General features: G+C 61.5%; 16 protein-coding genes, 1 tRNA gene and 1 pseudogene. 5 read left to right on the top strand and 13 right to left on the bottom strand.

Annotated features, from left to right (window positions below):
- Positions 1 to 197: 197 nt before the first annotated feature.
- From modA to obgE, 5 genes are all read right to left on the bottom strand, one after another.
- Entirely contained in the window at positions 198 to 989 is a 792-nt protein-coding gene (gene modA / locus FHX10_RS23890; RefSeq protein ID WP_063473854.1) for a molybdate ABC transporter substrate-binding protein, read from the bottom strand.
- 497 nt (positions 990 to 1,486) lie between these two features.
- A complete protein-coding gene (locus tag FHX10_RS23885) occupies positions 1,487 to 2,167 on the bottom strand; it encodes a nicotinate-nucleotide adenylyltransferase (protein WP_028758416.1) in 681 nt (226 codons plus the stop codon).
- Positions 2,142 to 3,425 (bottom strand): glutamate-5-semialdehyde dehydrogenase, encoded by a 1,284-nt coding sequence (locus tag FHX10_RS23880; RefSeq protein ID WP_047615807.1) that lies wholly within the window; start codon positions 3,423 to 3,425, stop codon positions 2,142 to 2,144. Before FHX10_RS23880 ends, FHX10_RS23885 begins: the two co-directional genes overlap by 26 nt.
- Positions 3,418 to 4,587, bottom strand: coding sequence for a glutamate 5-kinase (gene proB, locus FHX10_RS23875; protein WP_047615805.1), 1,170 nt, complete (start codon positions 4,585 to 4,587; stop codon positions 3,418 to 3,420). Before proB ends, FHX10_RS23880 begins: the two co-directional genes overlap by 8 nt.
- Complete coding sequence (obgE, locus tag FHX10_RS23870) at positions 4,574 to 5,674, bottom strand: GTPase ObgE (protein WP_028757230.1); 1,101 nt, start codon at positions 5,672 to 5,674, stop codon at positions 4,574 to 4,576. The genes proB and obgE overlap by 14 nt, the downstream gene beginning before the upstream one ends.
- A gap of 83 nt (positions 5,675 to 5,757) precedes the next feature.
- Here obgE and FHX10_RS23865 point away from each other — a divergent pair, with 83 nt between their 5' ends.
- Entirely contained in the window at positions 5,758 to 6,624 is an 867-nt protein-coding gene (locus tag FHX10_RS23865) for an endonuclease/exonuclease/phosphatase family protein (RefSeq protein WP_047615803.1), read from the top strand.
- Between the two features lie 34 nt (positions 6,625 to 6,658).
- Here FHX10_RS23865 and FHX10_RS23860 read toward each other — a convergent pair whose 3' ends face one another.
- From FHX10_RS23860 to rplU, 4 genes are all read right to left on the bottom strand, one after another.
- Positions 6,659 to 7,246 (bottom strand): GNAT family N-acetyltransferase, encoded by a 588-nt coding sequence (locus tag FHX10_RS23860; protein WP_063473853.1) that lies wholly within the window; start codon positions 7,244 to 7,246, stop codon positions 6,659 to 6,661.
- The gene (locus FHX10_RS23855; RefSeq protein ID WP_028757233.1) at positions 7,243 to 7,899 is read right to left on the bottom strand and encodes a GNAT family N-acetyltransferase; all 657 of its coding nucleotides are present in this window, start codon (positions 7,897 to 7,899) and stop codon (positions 7,243 to 7,245) included. Before FHX10_RS23855 ends, FHX10_RS23860 begins: the two co-directional genes overlap by 4 nt.
- A gap of 126 nt (positions 7,900 to 8,025) precedes the next feature.
- A complete protein-coding gene (gene rpmA / locus FHX10_RS23850) occupies positions 8,026 to 8,295 on the bottom strand; it encodes a 50S ribosomal protein L27 (protein WP_003567620.1) in 270 nt (89 codons plus the stop codon).
- Between the two features lie 33 nt (positions 8,296 to 8,328).
- A complete protein-coding gene (gene rplU, locus FHX10_RS23845; RefSeq protein WP_003543907.1) occupies positions 8,329 to 8,646 on the bottom strand; it encodes a 50S ribosomal protein L21 in 318 nt (105 codons plus the stop codon).
- A 305-nt stretch (positions 8,647 to 8,951) separates the two neighbouring features.
- On the opposite strand from rplU, the gene FHX10_RS23840 reads away from it, so the two are divergent.
- The 3 genes and pseudogenes from FHX10_RS23840 to FHX10_RS23835 all read left to right on the top strand — a co-directional run bounded on the left by FHX10_RS23840 (position 8,952) and on the right by FHX10_RS23835 (position 10,975).
- Positions 8,952 to 9,041 (top strand) — tRNA-Ser (locus FHX10_RS23840).
- 185 nt (positions 9,042 to 9,226) lie between these two features.
- Positions 9,227 to 9,349: pseudogene (locus FHX10_RS35245) on the top strand (ATP-dependent DNA ligase); the annotation flags it as partial.
- Entirely contained in the window at positions 9,344 to 10,975 is a 1,632-nt protein-coding gene (locus FHX10_RS23835) for an ArnT family glycosyltransferase (protein WP_063473912.1), read from the top strand. The pseudogene FHX10_RS35245 and the gene FHX10_RS23835, both read left to right, overlap by 6 nt.
- A gap of 60 nt (positions 10,976 to 11,035) precedes the next feature.
- Here FHX10_RS23835 and FHX10_RS23830 read toward each other — a convergent pair whose 3' ends face one another.
- Together FHX10_RS23830 and FHX10_RS23825 are read right to left on the bottom strand one after the other, a co-directional pair.
- Complete coding sequence (locus tag FHX10_RS23830) at positions 11,036 to 11,590, bottom strand: DsbA family protein (RefSeq protein WP_028758422.1); 555 nt, start codon at positions 11,588 to 11,590, stop codon at positions 11,036 to 11,038.
- Positions 11,591 to 11,626: 36 nt separating this feature from the next.
- Positions 11,627 to 13,063 (bottom strand): DUF6880 family protein, encoded by a 1,437-nt coding sequence (locus FHX10_RS23825; protein ID WP_063473852.1) that lies wholly within the window; start codon positions 13,061 to 13,063, stop codon positions 11,627 to 11,629.
- Positions 13,064 to 13,263: 200 nt separating this feature from the next.
- Here FHX10_RS23825 and FHX10_RS23820 point away from each other — a divergent pair, with 200 nt between their 5' ends.
- Positions 13,264 to 13,518, top strand: coding sequence for a DUF2934 domain-containing protein (locus tag FHX10_RS23820; RefSeq protein ID WP_028757237.1), 255 nt, complete (start codon positions 13,264 to 13,266; stop codon positions 13,516 to 13,518).
- 33 nt (positions 13,519 to 13,551) lie between these two features.
- Here FHX10_RS23820 and FHX10_RS23815 read toward each other — a convergent pair whose 3' ends face one another.
- Both FHX10_RS23815 and FHX10_RS23810 read right to left on the bottom strand, forming a co-directional pair.
- A complete protein-coding gene (locus FHX10_RS23815; RefSeq protein WP_063473851.1) occupies positions 13,552 to 14,121 on the bottom strand; it encodes a GNAT family N-acetyltransferase in 570 nt (189 codons plus the stop codon).
- 161 nt (positions 14,122 to 14,282) lie between these two features.
- Complete coding sequence (locus tag FHX10_RS23810) at positions 14,283 to 14,927, bottom strand: ThuA domain-containing protein (RefSeq protein ID WP_063473850.1); 645 nt, start codon at positions 14,925 to 14,927, stop codon at positions 14,283 to 14,285.
- Positions 14,928 to 15,118 lie beyond the last annotated feature (191 nt).

Here is a 15,118-nt window from a genome sequence, read left to right as displayed (position 1 = left end):
CCCCCCGCTCGCGGGGCGAAGGGACCCTGTCGCACCGTCCTCCTCAACCTCAACGCGGCGTTTGCCACGTCCCTCGCCCGCGAGCGGGTTTGGGTGAGGGGCAATCCCACGGCACGAACAAGACAGCCTCTGCCACTTATCGATCGATGCAAATGCTTGGGGTACAAGACAAGCATCACGAAACACTAATTGGTCGACTATTTCAGAATCGTGAAACCCTGCGCCGTGAAGAAGGCAGCAGCCCTGTCGGATTTCAGGAAGTCGAGATAGGCTGCTGCATCCGGGTTCTTGCTCTCGTTAAGGATTGCGATCGGATACATGATCGGCGGGTGGGAATCGGCCGGGAAGGTGCCGACGACGGCGACACCCTTATCGGCTGCGGCATCCGTCTGGTAGACGATGCCATAAGGCGCTTCGCCGCGGGAGACGAGGGCAAGGGCGGCGCGCACGCTTTCGGCGCCGGCGACCTTGCTTTCGACCGATTTCCAGACGCCGAGCTTTTCGAGCGCGGCCATGCCATATTTGCCGGCCGGAACCGATTTCGGCTCACCCATGGCCAGCTTGCCGTCACCCAGCAGTCCTGCAAGATCGAAGCCCTGCTTGATCTCGACCGGTTTTGCCTTGGCCTTTTCGGCAACGAGCACGATGCGGTTGCCGAGCAGATTGGAGCGGGTATCGGCCTTGATCAGGTTTTTCTTGGCGACGTAATCCATCCAGTCGAGATCGGCCGAGATGAAGACATCGGCAGGAGCCGCGTTTTCGATCTGCTTGGCCAGGGCTCCGCTCGCCGCATAGGAGGCGACGGTTTCCTTGCCGCTTTCCTTGGCCCAGGCGGTGTTGGCGGCGTCGAGCGCATCCTTGAGGCTGGCGGCCGCAAAGACGATGAGCTTTTCGGCTGCGGCAGCAGGCGCCGGAAGCGCTGCCGTGCCAAGCCAGAGGGCTGCGATCGCGGCGGTTGCCTGTTTCATCCATCGGCGGCGGTTCTGCATGATGTCTCCCCAGGTTTCGAAATATTGCGACGAATATAACGGGTGAGGTGCTTTGGCTAGGGATATATCCAGAAAAATATAACCATATCGGGCCGCTGTGTTCGCAGCGATCCAATGGTTTTGGCATTGTTGAAGTGCATGGCTCGAACCGCAGCATGAGATCCAAAGGGCGGAAATATCCAAACGACAGTTGGCAGACCGCAAGGATTCCCGGCGGTAGAGTATGCTCCGTCGATTTCTGCCAAGAAAAACGGCAATGCCAAAGCCATAAGGCTGCATAGGATTGCAAGTGACGCATTGCTGCAATGCAACAATCGATATTCATCTTCCTGCGAAATATGGTACAACACTCTCATCGAAACGGCTTCTCCTCCTCCCATAGCCGTTCGGTAGGATCGACAACACTCCTCCTCCCAGTTGTCGATCGAGTTTATAAGCCCGACGGATCTCCTCCCCCGTCGGGCTTTCTCGTTTTCGGGACATCCTTGGAAATCAAACTAAAGCGCGTCGCCGGGCGCCGAGCCGTTGCGGATTGCCGTCGAGCTCAGGCCGGAGCGCGGCCCGTGGATGAAGGTCCAGGCCGGCGCACGCTTCTTCCAGAGAACACGGGCATCATCCTCGTCGACCCGGGCGAAATCGAAGGTCCTGGCCATTTTCGAGGAGAGGAAGGAGAGCGTCGCACCCGGCCGGTCGATCACCGCGATCGGGAAGGTGCGGGCAATCTCCTGCCATTTCTGCCATTTGTGAAAGGTCTGCAGGCTGTCTGCGCCCATGATCCAGATGAAATGCACATGCGGATTGCGGGCCTTGACGCGGGCAAGCGTGTTGGCAGTGTAGCTGACGCCGAGCGTCTGTTCGAAGGCCGTCACCTTGACGCGGGGGTCGGCGGCGACACGCTCGCTTTCGGCAATACGCTCGGCAAGCGGGGCGAGCTGGTTGCGGCTCTTCAGCGGATTGCCCGGGGTGACCATCCACCAGAGCTGATCGAGGCCAAGCCGCTTGAGGGCGATCTCGGCGACCAGCGCGTGGCCCTGATGCGGCGGATTGAACGAACCGCCGAACAGACCGACGACCATGCCGCGCTCGCTGTGCGGCATGCGGAGATAGTGCCGGTCCACATTCTCAATCGTCACGTCTGGCTCGGTCGTCACCTCAGGGCCGCGTCTGTCCGGCACCATGCACCCGATATTTGAACGAGGTGAGCTGTTCGACGCCGACAGGACCGCGGGCATGCATCTTGCCGGTGGCAATGCCGATTTCCGCACCCATGCCGAACTCGCCGCCATCGGCAAATTGCGTCGAGGCATTGTGTAGCAGGATCGCCGAATCGACTTCGGTGAAGAAACGCGCGACGACGTCAGGGTCCTCGGCGATGACGGCCTCGGTGTGGTTCGAGGAATAGGTCTGGATATGGGCGATGGCGCCCGATATGCCGTCGACGACGGCAACCGAAATGATCGCGTCGAGATATTCGGTCGACCAATCCTCCTCGGTCGCGGGCTTCATGCCGGGTGCGACCTTCAGCACCGTTGCCGAAGCGCGGATCTCGCAGCCGGCCTGCGCGAGAACCTCGAGCAGCGGCGTCAGATGCGTGCCGATCGCGGCGCCATCGACGAGCAGGGTTTCGGCCGCGCCGCAGATACCGGTGCGGCGCATCTTGGCGTTGACGACGATCTTCTTCGCCATTTCGATATCGGCCGAGGCATCGACATAGATATGGCAAAGGCCTTCGAGATGGGCAAAAACCGGCACGCGGGCCTCGTTCTGCACGCGGGCGACCAGGCTCTTGCCGCCGCGCGGCACGATGACGTCGATCGCGCCCTCCAGGCCGCGCAGCATGGCGCCGACGGCAGCGCGGTCGGCGACCGGAACGAGCTGGATAGCATGCTCTGGAAGTCCTGCCGCCTTCAGGCCTTCAACCAGGCAGACATGGATAGCCTGCGATGAGCGGCGCGAATCCGAGCCGCAACGCAGGATGACGGCATTGCCCGCCTTGAGGCAGAGGGCGCCGGCGTCCGCCGTGACGTTCGGCCGGCTTTCGAAGATGACGCCGATGACGCCGAGCGGCGTGCGGACGCGCTCGATCTTCAACCCGTTCGGCCGGTCCCAGGCGGCGATGACTTCGCCGACCGGATCGGCAAGCGCGGCAATGGCGCGGATGCCCTCGGCCATTTCGGCCACACGCTTGTCGTTCAGCGTCAGCCGGTCGACGAAGGAGGCAAGCATTTCGGTGCCTTCGATATCCTTCAGGTCCTTGGCGTTCTCGGCAAGAATATGCGCCTTGTTCGCCAGGATCGCATCGGCCATGGCGTTCAGCGCCCTGTTCTTCACCTCGGTGGACGCAAAGCTCAGCGGTCGCGCGGCAGCCCTCGCCTTGCGGCCGATGTCGTTCATCAGCACGTCAATGTCAGGGCTTGGCGCCACGGTATCAAGCATAGCTCGCGTCCTTCTTCTGCCTTTCCGATTTCGAACCGATCTGGGCCGTCATGACCATGTCGTCGCGATGGACCATGGCGGCGCGCCCGGCATAACCGAGGATGGCGGCGATTTCCGCCGATTTGCGGCCGGCGATCCGGCGGGCGTCGTCGGCATCGTAGCTGACAAGACCGCGGCCGATCTCGCGGCCCGCCGGGCCGATGATCGCCACCGTATCACCGCGGCTGAAGAGGCCGGAAACGCTGCGCACGCCGGCCGGAAGCAAGCTCTTGCCGGCCCCGAGTGCAACGACGGCGCCGTCATCGACATGCAGTTCGCCGGCCGGCTGCAACTGCCCGGCAATCCAGGTCTTGCGGGCGGTGACGGGCGTGCCAGACGGCGCGAACCAGGAGGAACGCGCGCCGTTTTCGATTGCCGACAGCGGGCTGTCGGTCTTGCCCGACGCGATGATCATGGCGCAGCCCGATGTGGTGGCAATCTTGCCGGCATCGATCTTGGTGCGCATGCCGCCACGCGAAAGCTCGGAGGCCGCACCCCCGGCCATTGCCTCGATCTCCGGCGTGATCGCGGCAATCGTCTCCAGGAACGTTGCGTTCGGATCGAGATGCGGCGGCGCGGTATAGAGGCCGTCAATATCGGAGAGAAGAATGAGCAGGTCGGCGCCGGTCATCGTCGCGACGCGGGCGGCGAGGCGGTCGTTGTCGCCGTAGCGGATTTCGCTGGTGGCAACGGTATCGTTCTCGTTGATGATCGGCACGGCGCCGATTTTCAAAAGCTGATTGATGGTGGCGCGGGCATTGAGATAGCGGCGGCGTTCCTCGGTATCTCCGAGTGTCAGCAGGATCTGGCCGGCGACGATCTCGTCGTGCGACAGGCTTTCCGACCAGGCACGCGCCAGCGCGATCTGGCCGACGGCGGCGGCGGCCTGGCTTTCTTCCAGCTTCAGCGCGCCCGAGGGCAGGTCGAGCACCGAGCGGCCGAGCGCGATCGCGCCCGAGGAGACGACGAGCACATCGATGCCCTTGGCCTTCAGGCCGGCGATATCGGCGCACATGGCGTCGAGCCAGGCCTTCTTCAGCCCGGCCCTGCGATCGACCAGCAGCGCAGATCCGATCTTGATGACGATACGGCGGTAGCGGCCGAGCGGCTTACGGCTGGTCATCGGCCTCGTCCTCGCCCTGAACCTCGCCCTTGTCCTCATCGGAGACGACCATGTCGCGATGGCGCAGCTTCGGCACCTTGGCCGGCTTCTCCTCGGTATTGGCCTCGACGATGATGTCGCGCAGGGCGCGCAGGACCTCGGTCATGCCCTTGCCGGTGACGGCCGAAATCTGGAAGGGCGTCTTGCCGCAGGCCTTGGCCAATTCCTTGGTCTTCTTCTTCAATTCGGCATCGTCGAGCAGGTCGATCTGCGACAGCGCCACGATCTCAGCCTTATCCGTCAGCTCGTTTCCATAGGCTTCGAGCTCGTGCTTGACCGTCTTGTATGCCTTGCCGACCTTTTCCTCCTGGGCGGAGACGAGGTGGAGCAGCACGCGGGTGCGCTCGACATGGCCGAGGAAACGGTCGCCGATGCCGACACCTTCATGGGCGCCTTCGATCAGGCCCGGAATGTCGGCGAGGATGAATTCCCGCTCGTCGATGGTGGCAACACCGAGGTTGGGATGCAGCGTGGTGAAGGGGTAGTTGGCGATCTTCGGACGGGCGCGGGTGACGGCAGCCAGGAACGTCGACTTGCCGGCATTGGGCAGGCCGACGAGGCCGGCATCGGCAATCAGTTTCAGCCGCAGCCAGAGGGTCTTTTCCTCGCCGGGCAGGCCGGGATTGGCCCAATCCGGCGCCTGATTGGTCGAGGTCTTGAAATGGGCGTTGCCGAAGCCGCCATTGCCGCCATGGGCGAGGCAGAAACGCTGGCCTTCGACGGTGAGATCGCAGATCAGCGTTTCCCGGTCTTCCTCGAAGATCTGGGTGCCTACGGGAACCTTGAGCGTCACGTCGCTTCCATTGGCGCCGGTGCGGTTCCTGCCCATGCCATGGGTGCCGATCGTCGCCTTGAAATGCTGCTGATAGCGGAAATCGATCAGAGTGTTCAGTCCGTTGACAGCCTCGACCCAGACGTCGCCGCCGCGTCCGCCATCACCGCCATCCGGGCCGCCGAACTCGATGAATTTCTCGCGCCGGAAGGAAACGCTGCCGCCGCCGCCGTCTCCGGACTTGATATAGACCTTTGCTTCGTCGAGAAATTTCATTTTACTTCCAATATTCAGTGGCAGTTGGACGGCCGTCTTGGCCCATTCGATATAGGCGGTTCCGACGGAGGTCAAAGATTATCGTGAATTTCGTGAGCTATAACATACAGTACGGCTTCGGTCTCGATGGCAGATACGATCTGCCGCGCATTGCCCGGAGCCTCGAGGGGGCCGATGTCATCGCGCTGCAGGAGGTGACCCGCGGCTTCTCCCGCAACGGTTTTGCCGACATGGCGGCTGATGTTGCCGCCTTCTTTCCCGACTATTTCTGGGTGTATGGGCCAGCCTGCGATATGCATGTCGAGGCAGCCAAAGAGGGGCTCCGGCCGGTGCCCGGCACGCGATTCCAGTTCGGCAACATGGTGCTGTCGCGCTGGCCTGTTATCTCCACCCGGACGCTGCTTCTGCCGCGCAGCCGGACGATCGGCAAGATCAACCTGCAGCGCGGCGCAACCGAGGCGGTGATCAAAGCACCCGGCGGCGCGTTCCGCGTCTACTCCGTCCATCTCGACCATGTCTCTGCCGACGAGCGCATCCGCCAACTGCAATTCCTGAACGCGCAGATCAATGCCTTCGTCCAGGAGGGCGGGTCGCTGACGGGAGGCGGCGAATTCGATCTGCCGGAGCCGCCGCTGCCGGAAGATTACGTCATCATGGGCGATTTCAACATGGAGCCGGAATCGCCGGAATATTGCGCGCTTGCCGGTGCCGGCGGCGGATATTACGGCCGTATCGCCAGGGTCGGCACGCCGATCGACGCCTTTGCGGCGCTCTCGGCCTATCGGCCGGGGAGCTACAGCTGGATGGATCCCGAAGATCACGGCAAACGCATGCATCTCGATTATTGCTTCGTCAGTTGCGGCCTTGAGGGCCGGTTGAAATCCGCCCGGATCGATACGCAATCCGAGGGCTCCGATCATTTTCCCCTATGGGTTGAGATCGGGGATTGAGGGAGACGCCGCCGGGGCGGCGTCTCCTTTTCGGTTATGCGACCTTCCGCGGCTGCAGCATGCCCGGCTGCAGCACGGTTTCGATGTGCGACACCATGGTGTTGCGGGCGAAACAATAGATTTCGCCGCAACCCGTCATGCGGAAACCGAGCTTCTCCTGCAGTCGCAGCGAGGCCGGGTTGTCGGCGAAGACGCCGGAATGGACCGGCGTCTCCGGCATGCGGCGCGAGAAGCGCTCGATGATCGCCGCCACCGCCTCGCTCATATAGCCGCGCCGCCAGTAGTAGCGGTTCAGCCAGTAGCCGAGGTGCCAGCGGCCGTGACGCAACTCGATCGAGACGTTGCCGATATGGACATCGTCGTGACCGGTGATCGCCAGCGGCCAGTCGGGCAGGGTGCCCGAGGTGACTGGGATCAGCCAGTCCAGCGCATCCTGCCGGTCGAACGGCGCGGGTACGCGGGACAGCATGCGCGTGACCGCGAAATCGGAGAGCGATTCCGCGATCGCAGGCGCATCGCTCAGCCTGTGCGGGCGGAGCGTCAGCCTAGCGGTCGAGATGACAGGCGCGGGGCCGGGCATCATCGGCTTGAGCTCAGGCCTTTGCAGCGCGGTCGTGCTCATGCGATGTTCCCCCAGCTTCGGAGGGACATCCAGGTCTTGCGGTCGAGCCTGTACCATTCCACGGGCACGTTGCTGCCGAGCGCCAGCGAGGCAGCGAGCCCCGATCCCTGGAACTGGAAGCCGCACTTCTGGATGACGCGGCGCGAGGCGACGTTCATCACCCGGCAGCGCGCATCGATCTGATCGACGTCCTGGCGGGTTCTGAACACCATATCGACCAGGGCATGGCAGGCCTCGGTCGTATAGCCCTTGTTCCAATAGGGCTCACCCAGCCAGTAACCGATCTCGACGGTCTTGCCGTCGGCATGCGGCTCGACGCCGCAGCAGCCGATAAAGGCGCCGTTTTCGGCCTTGGTGATCGCATAGACGCACTTGCCAATCTCGCCATTTTTCGTGCGACGCACGAAGTCAGCAGCATCATTGGCGGTATAGGGGTGCGGCATACGCGATACCATGGTGGCGACTTTGGCGTTGTTGGCGAGATGGGCAAGGGCGTCGATGTCTTCTTCGTGGGGCGCGCGCATGACGAGCCTTTCCGATAACAAGACAGGGCAATCGGTCCTTAACCGCTCCGGCCTCAGCCGTTCTTCGGAAGACCGCTGGTCTTCCCGGGGCGACCGTGATTGGTCTGCCCTTAACAATTCGCCTTGCATGGTTCAGTCCTCCTTGAGGGGTAAAGAAAAAGGGGAGATGGCGCCCCATCTCCCCTGTTTTCTAGACTGAACCTGATACGGCCAGCCGGGTCGATGAGACGCCGGCTGTTTTTGAGCGCTACCGGCTTATTCCGCTGCTTCCGCTTTCGGCATGACAGACACGTAGACGCGACCGTTGGCCTTCGTTCGGTAGTTCACATTGCCGGCGGTAAGCGCAAAAATCGTGTGATCCTTGCCGAGGCCGACGTTGGAACCCGGATGCCACTGCGTCCCGCGCTGACGCACGAGGATGTTGCCTGCGATGACGGCTTCGCCGCCGAACTTCTTCACGCCAAGGCGCTTGGATTCGGAATCGCGACCGTTGCGCGAGGAACCGCCAGCTTTTTTGTGTGCCATTGGAGTTCTCCTTTAAACCTTGTCCCGTTGATCTTACTTGGCAGCCACGATGTCCGTGATACGGACGACCGTGTGATGCTGACGATGGCCGCGCGAACGCTTCGAATTCTGACGGCGGCGCTTCTTGAAGGCGATGACCTTCTTGCCGCGGTTCTGTTCGACGACTTCTGCCTTGACAGAGGCGCCGGTAACGAAGGGCGCACCGATCGCAGCGTCGGCGCCTTCGCCGATCACGAGCACTTCGGTGAATTCAATGGAATCGCCAGCGGTGGCTTCCAGCTTTTCGATGGTCAGCACGTCGTTGGCTGCCACACGGTACTGTTTACCGCCGGTCTTGATGACTGCGAACATTTTTTATCCTTTCATGTTCGTTCCAGCTCTCCTCGCTCCTTGAGCAAGGTGGCCGTCTTTTTATCAGTCGAAGTTAAGCAGGGATTTCAGAGGGAAACCTCGAACTCTTCCTGCCGGTGAAACGCCCCACGCAAGCGCAGGACAAGCAAGGCACGGATTTCTCCAAACCTATTGCGCAGCCGAGATACGCGAGCGACAAAAAAGTGTCAAGGCAAAAGGATGGAATGCTTCGACTTTTCGGCTTGCCAACCTGTCATATGCTCGTTATGAGAACGCCCGCGCCGAACAAGCGCCGACCAGACCGCGGAGAGGTGGCAGAGTGGTCGAATGCACCGCACTCGAAATGCGGCATACCTGCAAGGGTATCGTGGGTTCAAATCCCACCCTCTCCGCCATAACGCTTCAAGCGCATAATTTTCCTGCAAACCGCTGAAATACCGAGACATCAGAGCGGGAAGGCGCCGTAGCTCTTTCGGCGGACAAGCGGATGCCGGACTGCGGTGTCGCAGTTCCAGTGCGGATGCGTCAATAATCAATCTGGGCGAATTGCTTTTTAAGGCATTGCTGATGAAGTGCCGGCATGACAAAGCCGCCCCGCAAGCCTTCCAAGCCGCTGCTCGGTGAAGCCTACGAGCCGCTCCGCAGCCGACCGCACTGGCTGCGAGATCCCGCTCAGCCCAATCTTCCTCTCGATCCGATGCCGGACGACCCGGATTTGAACCAGGCCGAAGGTCAGCCATACCCGCAGCGGGCGACCGACCGGGACATGGCGGCTCGCAACTTCCTGAGCTTCAACACGGCGATCTTGCTGGGGATCTTGTTCATTGCGATCGTCTTCAGGTTCCACAAGATCACCTTGCCGCTGGTCGACGGCTTCAGCTGGCGCGAGGTCAGCACCGCAATGATGGCCGACAATTTCCAGCAGCGCAGCTGGAACATCTTCTTTCCGGAGGTCAGCTGGACCGGGCCCGGGCCAAGCTATCAGGGCCGCGAGTTCCAGATCGTCAGCTATCTCACAGCCCTGCTCTACCAACTGTTCGGCTGGCACGACTGGTTCGGCCGCATGGTTGCGGCCTTCTTCAGCCTGGTGACGGTGTTTTCGCTGCACAGGCTGACGGCGCGCTGCTGGGGCGAGATGCACGCCCACGCGGCAGCACTTGCCTACGCGCTGATGCCGGCGGCGATCATGATCGACAGCTCGTTTCTTCCCGATCCCGCGATGCTGGCCTTGGTCACTCTCGGCGTCTGGCTGTTCGTCAGATATTGGGCCGGCGGCAGCGGTTGGCTCTTGCCGTTCGCCACGGTCAGCTTCTCGCTCGGCGCACTGTCAAAGCCGCCAGGCCTCGCCGCCGGTGCCATTATCTTCTATCTGATGGTCTGCTGGATTCTGGAGAAGAAGTGGAAGCAGGCGAGTGGGGTCTTCCTGTCGGGGCTCCTGAGCCTGGCCGTCATCGGCGCTTATTTCAGCTGGGCGATTTATCTCGGCCGCAGCTATCCGCCGTTTCATGTCGCCGGCACCGGCGGCTATATCTGGGAGGATGGCTTCCGGACATACCTCAGAAACAGGTTCTATTTCCAATCCGCGTGGAACACCTCGGCTTTGTGGTTCTACGGCTATCCGTTCATGGTGCTGTTTGCGGTCGGCTTGTGGATACCGCCCAGACCTGCCGAAGACCCTAGGCGACGCACCCTTTCGCGCATTCCCTATGTGTGGCTGGCTGCGGCCGTGATCGTCTATCTGGCGGCGGCCGGCGAGATCACCGGCAATGTGTGGAACTTCCACATCTTCCATGTACCGGTCGCGATATTCTCAGGCCGCGGCGCGCTTCTTCTGGCAACCCTTGCATCGAGAACCGTTCTAACGCCGGCGGTCGTGCTTCGCTCGATCTGCATCGTGGCGGTCGCACTTGCCTGGTCGACCCTTCCCCTCGTCAGGACGATGAAGAAGCCAATCGCCATGAAGGGCAAGCTGCTTGGCGAGGAACTGGCGCGGCTGGCGCAACCGGGCGACCTCGTCGTCGCCATCGCGCCCGAGGTCGGCGATCCCGTCGCAATCTACTACAGCAGGGCGCGGGGCTGGGTGTTCCCGCCCGGCGGAGGCGATGAGGAATGGTCGAAATTCGTCGCCGATGACGCCATTGCGATCGCGCAGCTGGAGGAGTTGCGCGCGCAAGGCGCGGATCTGTTCGGCGTTGCCAAGAACGCCACCGACAAACAGGACCTGCTGTTCGTCGAGCATCATGACGGGGTCATCGACTATCTGGACAAGACCGCAACCAAGCTTGTGGATTCGGATGATTTGCTGGTCTACAGGATCACTCGTCCATGAGAGCCGACAACAGTCGCTGCGGGCGCTCTCATTGTATGTCAGAGCCGTTTGATCTCTGTTTTATTGTATTTTCTTCACCCAGACTCCGACCTCATCGCCGCTGCTCAGATCGGGCTGCACCAGCCCATCGATCATGAAGGTCGGCGAGACATGGATGCCGTTCTGCCGGGCATATTTGCAATGCCATTTGATCTCCCGGTCGAGATCCGGAATTGCGAAGGCCTCCTTCAGCCTGACGCCGCTGTAGGTTTCCAGGCGCTCGATGGTCTGGTTCGGCGTCACGTCCATGTTCGGGCCGCCGGCATGGCGTTCAAACTCGAAATCCTCGCGATGGGCGGCAATGGCGGCCATCACTTTCTTGGCTGTCTGCTTGCCGCCTTCCAGCGTTGAGGCTGCGATGATGCAGCGGACAAGGACGCCCGAATACATATGCCAGGGTTGCGACTGCAGACGGATCTTCACGGTGATCCTGTCTTCGCCGGCTCGGCTCAGCAATTCGTCGAGCTTGTTGAACGCCCTGACCGAATAAGGGCAAGTCGGCTCCAGAAAGGCTTCGAAGATGCGGGAGCCAGTTCCCCAGGTGAGCGGATCTGCGTGCCAGGCGGTGGTCGTCATGGGATTCCTCTCTGAAGGCAAGGTATTTGAAGCGACTTAGGTCACCAGGCTCCAGAAGCCATGCTTCTTGCCGTGCCGGCGCTTGAGGTCCGCGACATAGACGTCATGGGATCTTGTGTTGCCAAAGTCATCGATATGAGGCGTAAGGGACGCGCAGTCCGCAAGATGCCTTGCGGCGTGTTTATAGCGGCTGGGCCTGTTGTTATCGAGGGCGAAATCGATCATGGAGCGCAAGAGAATGGTCGCCGCGAGCGGATGTTTCTCCGCCAGAGCTTCGGCCGCCGGCGTCATCAGCTCATAGAGATCGCCGTCGAGTTCGGCTTTCCTGATCACCACCAGTTTTGCCGCCTCGGCAGGCGCCGGCCAATTCAGGAAAAAGGCAAGCGCCTGATGGACGTTCGGGAAAGCCCGGGCATGGGCAAATGCCTTCTCCTCGGCGTCGAGATCGTCGAAATCCGGCAGCCGCTTGAGGAAAGCCCTGAGATGCTCGCCATCCAGCGCCTGCTCGAAGCGCCCCCATCGATAGGTTTGGGCCTCTTCGGCGCGCCCCAGGGCCTCGAGCGCGGCGACGCGAGCGAGCTGCCATTCGAATGGCATGTTGGCCCAGCCTCTAGCGTCGGCCTCATCCAACGTCTCAAGCGCTTCTTTCGCCCGCCCGGCCGAGAGCAGGCGATTGGCGATATCGGCCGCAATCATCGGCGCCTTGCGCGTTTCCTCGGGGTGCTGGCCAATGTAGGCATCAACATCGCCCTGGGCGTCGGCAATTTGCTGTAAGGCCATGCGCACCGTCAGATCCCGGTGAGTGCCGTAGATCTCATCCTCGTAAATCGGGCCTCCCGCGCCCCAGCCGATGACCTTGCGCTCATCTTCCGCCGGCTTGTCCTTCGGCTCCTTGGACCATTGGACGAAGAGGGTTTTCAACCGATCGATACCATCCTTGCCGAGGGCCGGCACCATCGCCGCAAGCAGGTTGTCGTACTGGCCGTAACCATTGTCCTGCACGGCTTTGAACACCTTATCGGCCAGAACATTGACGTCAATTTTGACGAGCCTGGCGATTGCAGCAGCATCCTCGCAAGCCTGGTGAAAACTTTGGATCAGTGAGCCGCCGCGGTCGTTGGATCTTTCAAAGATCGAATCCGCCATTGCGAGGAACTGCCATATCAGTTCGAAAGCCTCCCGGGGATCATCGGCGGCAATCGTCTCTGAGATCGTCTTGCGTTGAGTTTCCAGATCGGTCTTCAGCGCCTTCGCTTTGTGCCAGTTTATGACGGTGCGAGCGCGGGTAATGCTGGCAAGCCGCTTTCGCACCTCACGCGCCACTTCGGCGCTGCCGTGATTGCCGGCAAGCTCCATTCGAAGCCGTCGCTTGTGGGCGGCGCTGCCCGTGCTGATCTCGATCAGCAGCTCGGCAAGGCGCTGGACACCGAGGGATTCGAGATTCTTGGCATTGAGTGTTGTCTTGGCTGCCATCGGTCATCGCTGTCGTTTCTGCGGCTGACCCTACCCTGGAGCCGGTACGAGGCCAAGGTCGGGGAATGCATGCGAGGGATAATCCCCTGCTCCTCGATATTAGCTAAAAACTAACGCTGCCTCGTAACGACTCCTAAAGCCGGTTTTGGCACCTTGTTGCCTGTCGAATATTGCTTCCAAATTTCTCGCTGGGGTTGATTATGAGTCATAATAAGGACGCCTGGGTCAGCCAGCGCGCTTATTCGCTGTGGGAATCGGAAGGCAGGCCGGATGGGCGCGGGGAAAGCCATTGGGCGCAGGCGCTACGGGAGTTCGAGCAGCTGGAGCTGACGAAGGCCTCGCCTGATGGAAATGATCTTATCGAGAAGCTGAAGGCCGCGGGGCGGCTGATGCGTGTCTATGACGAGACGGTTCCCGCCGTCGAGAATGACCGGCAGATCAAGGCGGTTCGCTAGCCTGTATTTATAATCCCTGGGTTGCCGAAATATTCAGCGGCATTCCAGGCGGACGATCGGCCTTGCCGGCAGGCGTCTTGCCACTTCGACGAAGCCGGCATCCAGAAACATCGAGAGCGCTCCCGGATAGAGCTCGGCTCCGTTCGAAGCGCGGGCTGCCTGATCGACGGGGTAGGCTTCGAGGCATTCAGCGCCATTCGCGTTTGCGAATTTGACGGCGTGTTTCAATAACAATCGCGACAGGCCCTGCCGCCGGAACGGTTTGCGGACGATGAAGCAATTGATCGACCAAACCGGCTTGTCGTCGACCGGCGCGAAGGGCTTTGAGCGGCGCAGCCGGTCGAATACGGCGCGCGGCGCGATACCGCACCATCCGGCCGGCTCGTTCTCGTGGTAGCCGAGAATGCCTGGCGGGCGCGGCCCGGCGACGAGGCTTCGAAACCAGTTGCGATTTCCCTCGCCCCATCCTGCCTTGTAGTCGGCATTCGGAAGATACCAGTAGGCGCAGCGACAATTCCGGCCGCCCGAGCAATCGTCGAACACCTCTTCTAGATCAGCCAGGCGGTCGGCGGTGGCGGGGAAGAAAGAGAAGCGATCCTGCATCCGGGCAAATTATGACGCAGACGGACGATCGGCAAGCGGTCGCCCGTGCCGGACGATCAGGCGAGGTTGCTCTCCAGCTTGAAATACTCATTCTTCAGCGGCCGACGTCGCCCGGCTGTCGCCGCCGGTCGGCATTCTTCGGCGCGCGGCCCGTCCTGACGCTACTGGCGTGCGGCCCAGCTCAAACCCCGCCGCAGGATGAGCGGCATATAGGGATGGTCGAATTCGGCAGCGATATGGCCGAGGGCGGAATAGAAGATGCGGCCGGCACCGAAATGGCGCTTGAAGACGACGGGCATCACGACATTGCGGGCCGCCGGATCGTAGGCACCGGTGAAGGTGGTGGTCGCAAGGATTTCGACCGTGGGATCATAGTGGAGATAATATTGCTCGGAACGGTAGTCGAAGTCGGGAATGCCCTCCATCACTGGATCGTCCTGGCGGGTGACGGCGACACGGAAGTCGATGATATTGCCGGGATGGGCCACCCAGGTGACGCCGGAAACATATCGGAAAGGCGCGCTTTCCTTGAAGGACGTGGCAAGGGCGCCGTGATGGCCGGCGAGCCCCAGCCCGCCGCGCACGGCTTCGACCAGGGCCGCGGCATGAGGCTTTTCGAGCGTTTCGCCGGTAATGATGGGCACCAGCAGATCGGCCTGCGCCAGCGTCGGTGATCCGAATATTCCGAGATCGCCGGTCACCTCGACCGTAAAATCGTCTTCACGCAGCAGGTCGGCGACGATATGAGCGCATTGCTCCGGCTCATGACCCTGCCAGCCGCCCCAAACGACCAATGCCTTTCTCATTCGTGCCCTCCCTGGCTGATGTTGCAGACCGTTGCATCACATGGTGGTACAAGGCCCTTAGATCGGGCGGCTATGCAAATCACGCGAATAATTTTCGAATATCGCCGATGCGGCCCAAATTGCGGGGCGGGCGGCGTCATTGTCGTTCGGCGTTGGAGTTGAAGTCATCGATAGGGCCGCCATGGCGACGA

The sequence above is a fragment of the Rhizobium sp. BK591 genome (assembly GCF_014195045.1).
Classification (GTDB): Bacteria; Pseudomonadota; Alphaproteobacteria; order Rhizobiales; family Rhizobiaceae; genus Rhizobium; species Rhizobium anhuiense.
Note: the sequence above shows the minus strand (reverse complement) of the source record. Positions and strands in the feature narration are given on the sequence as shown.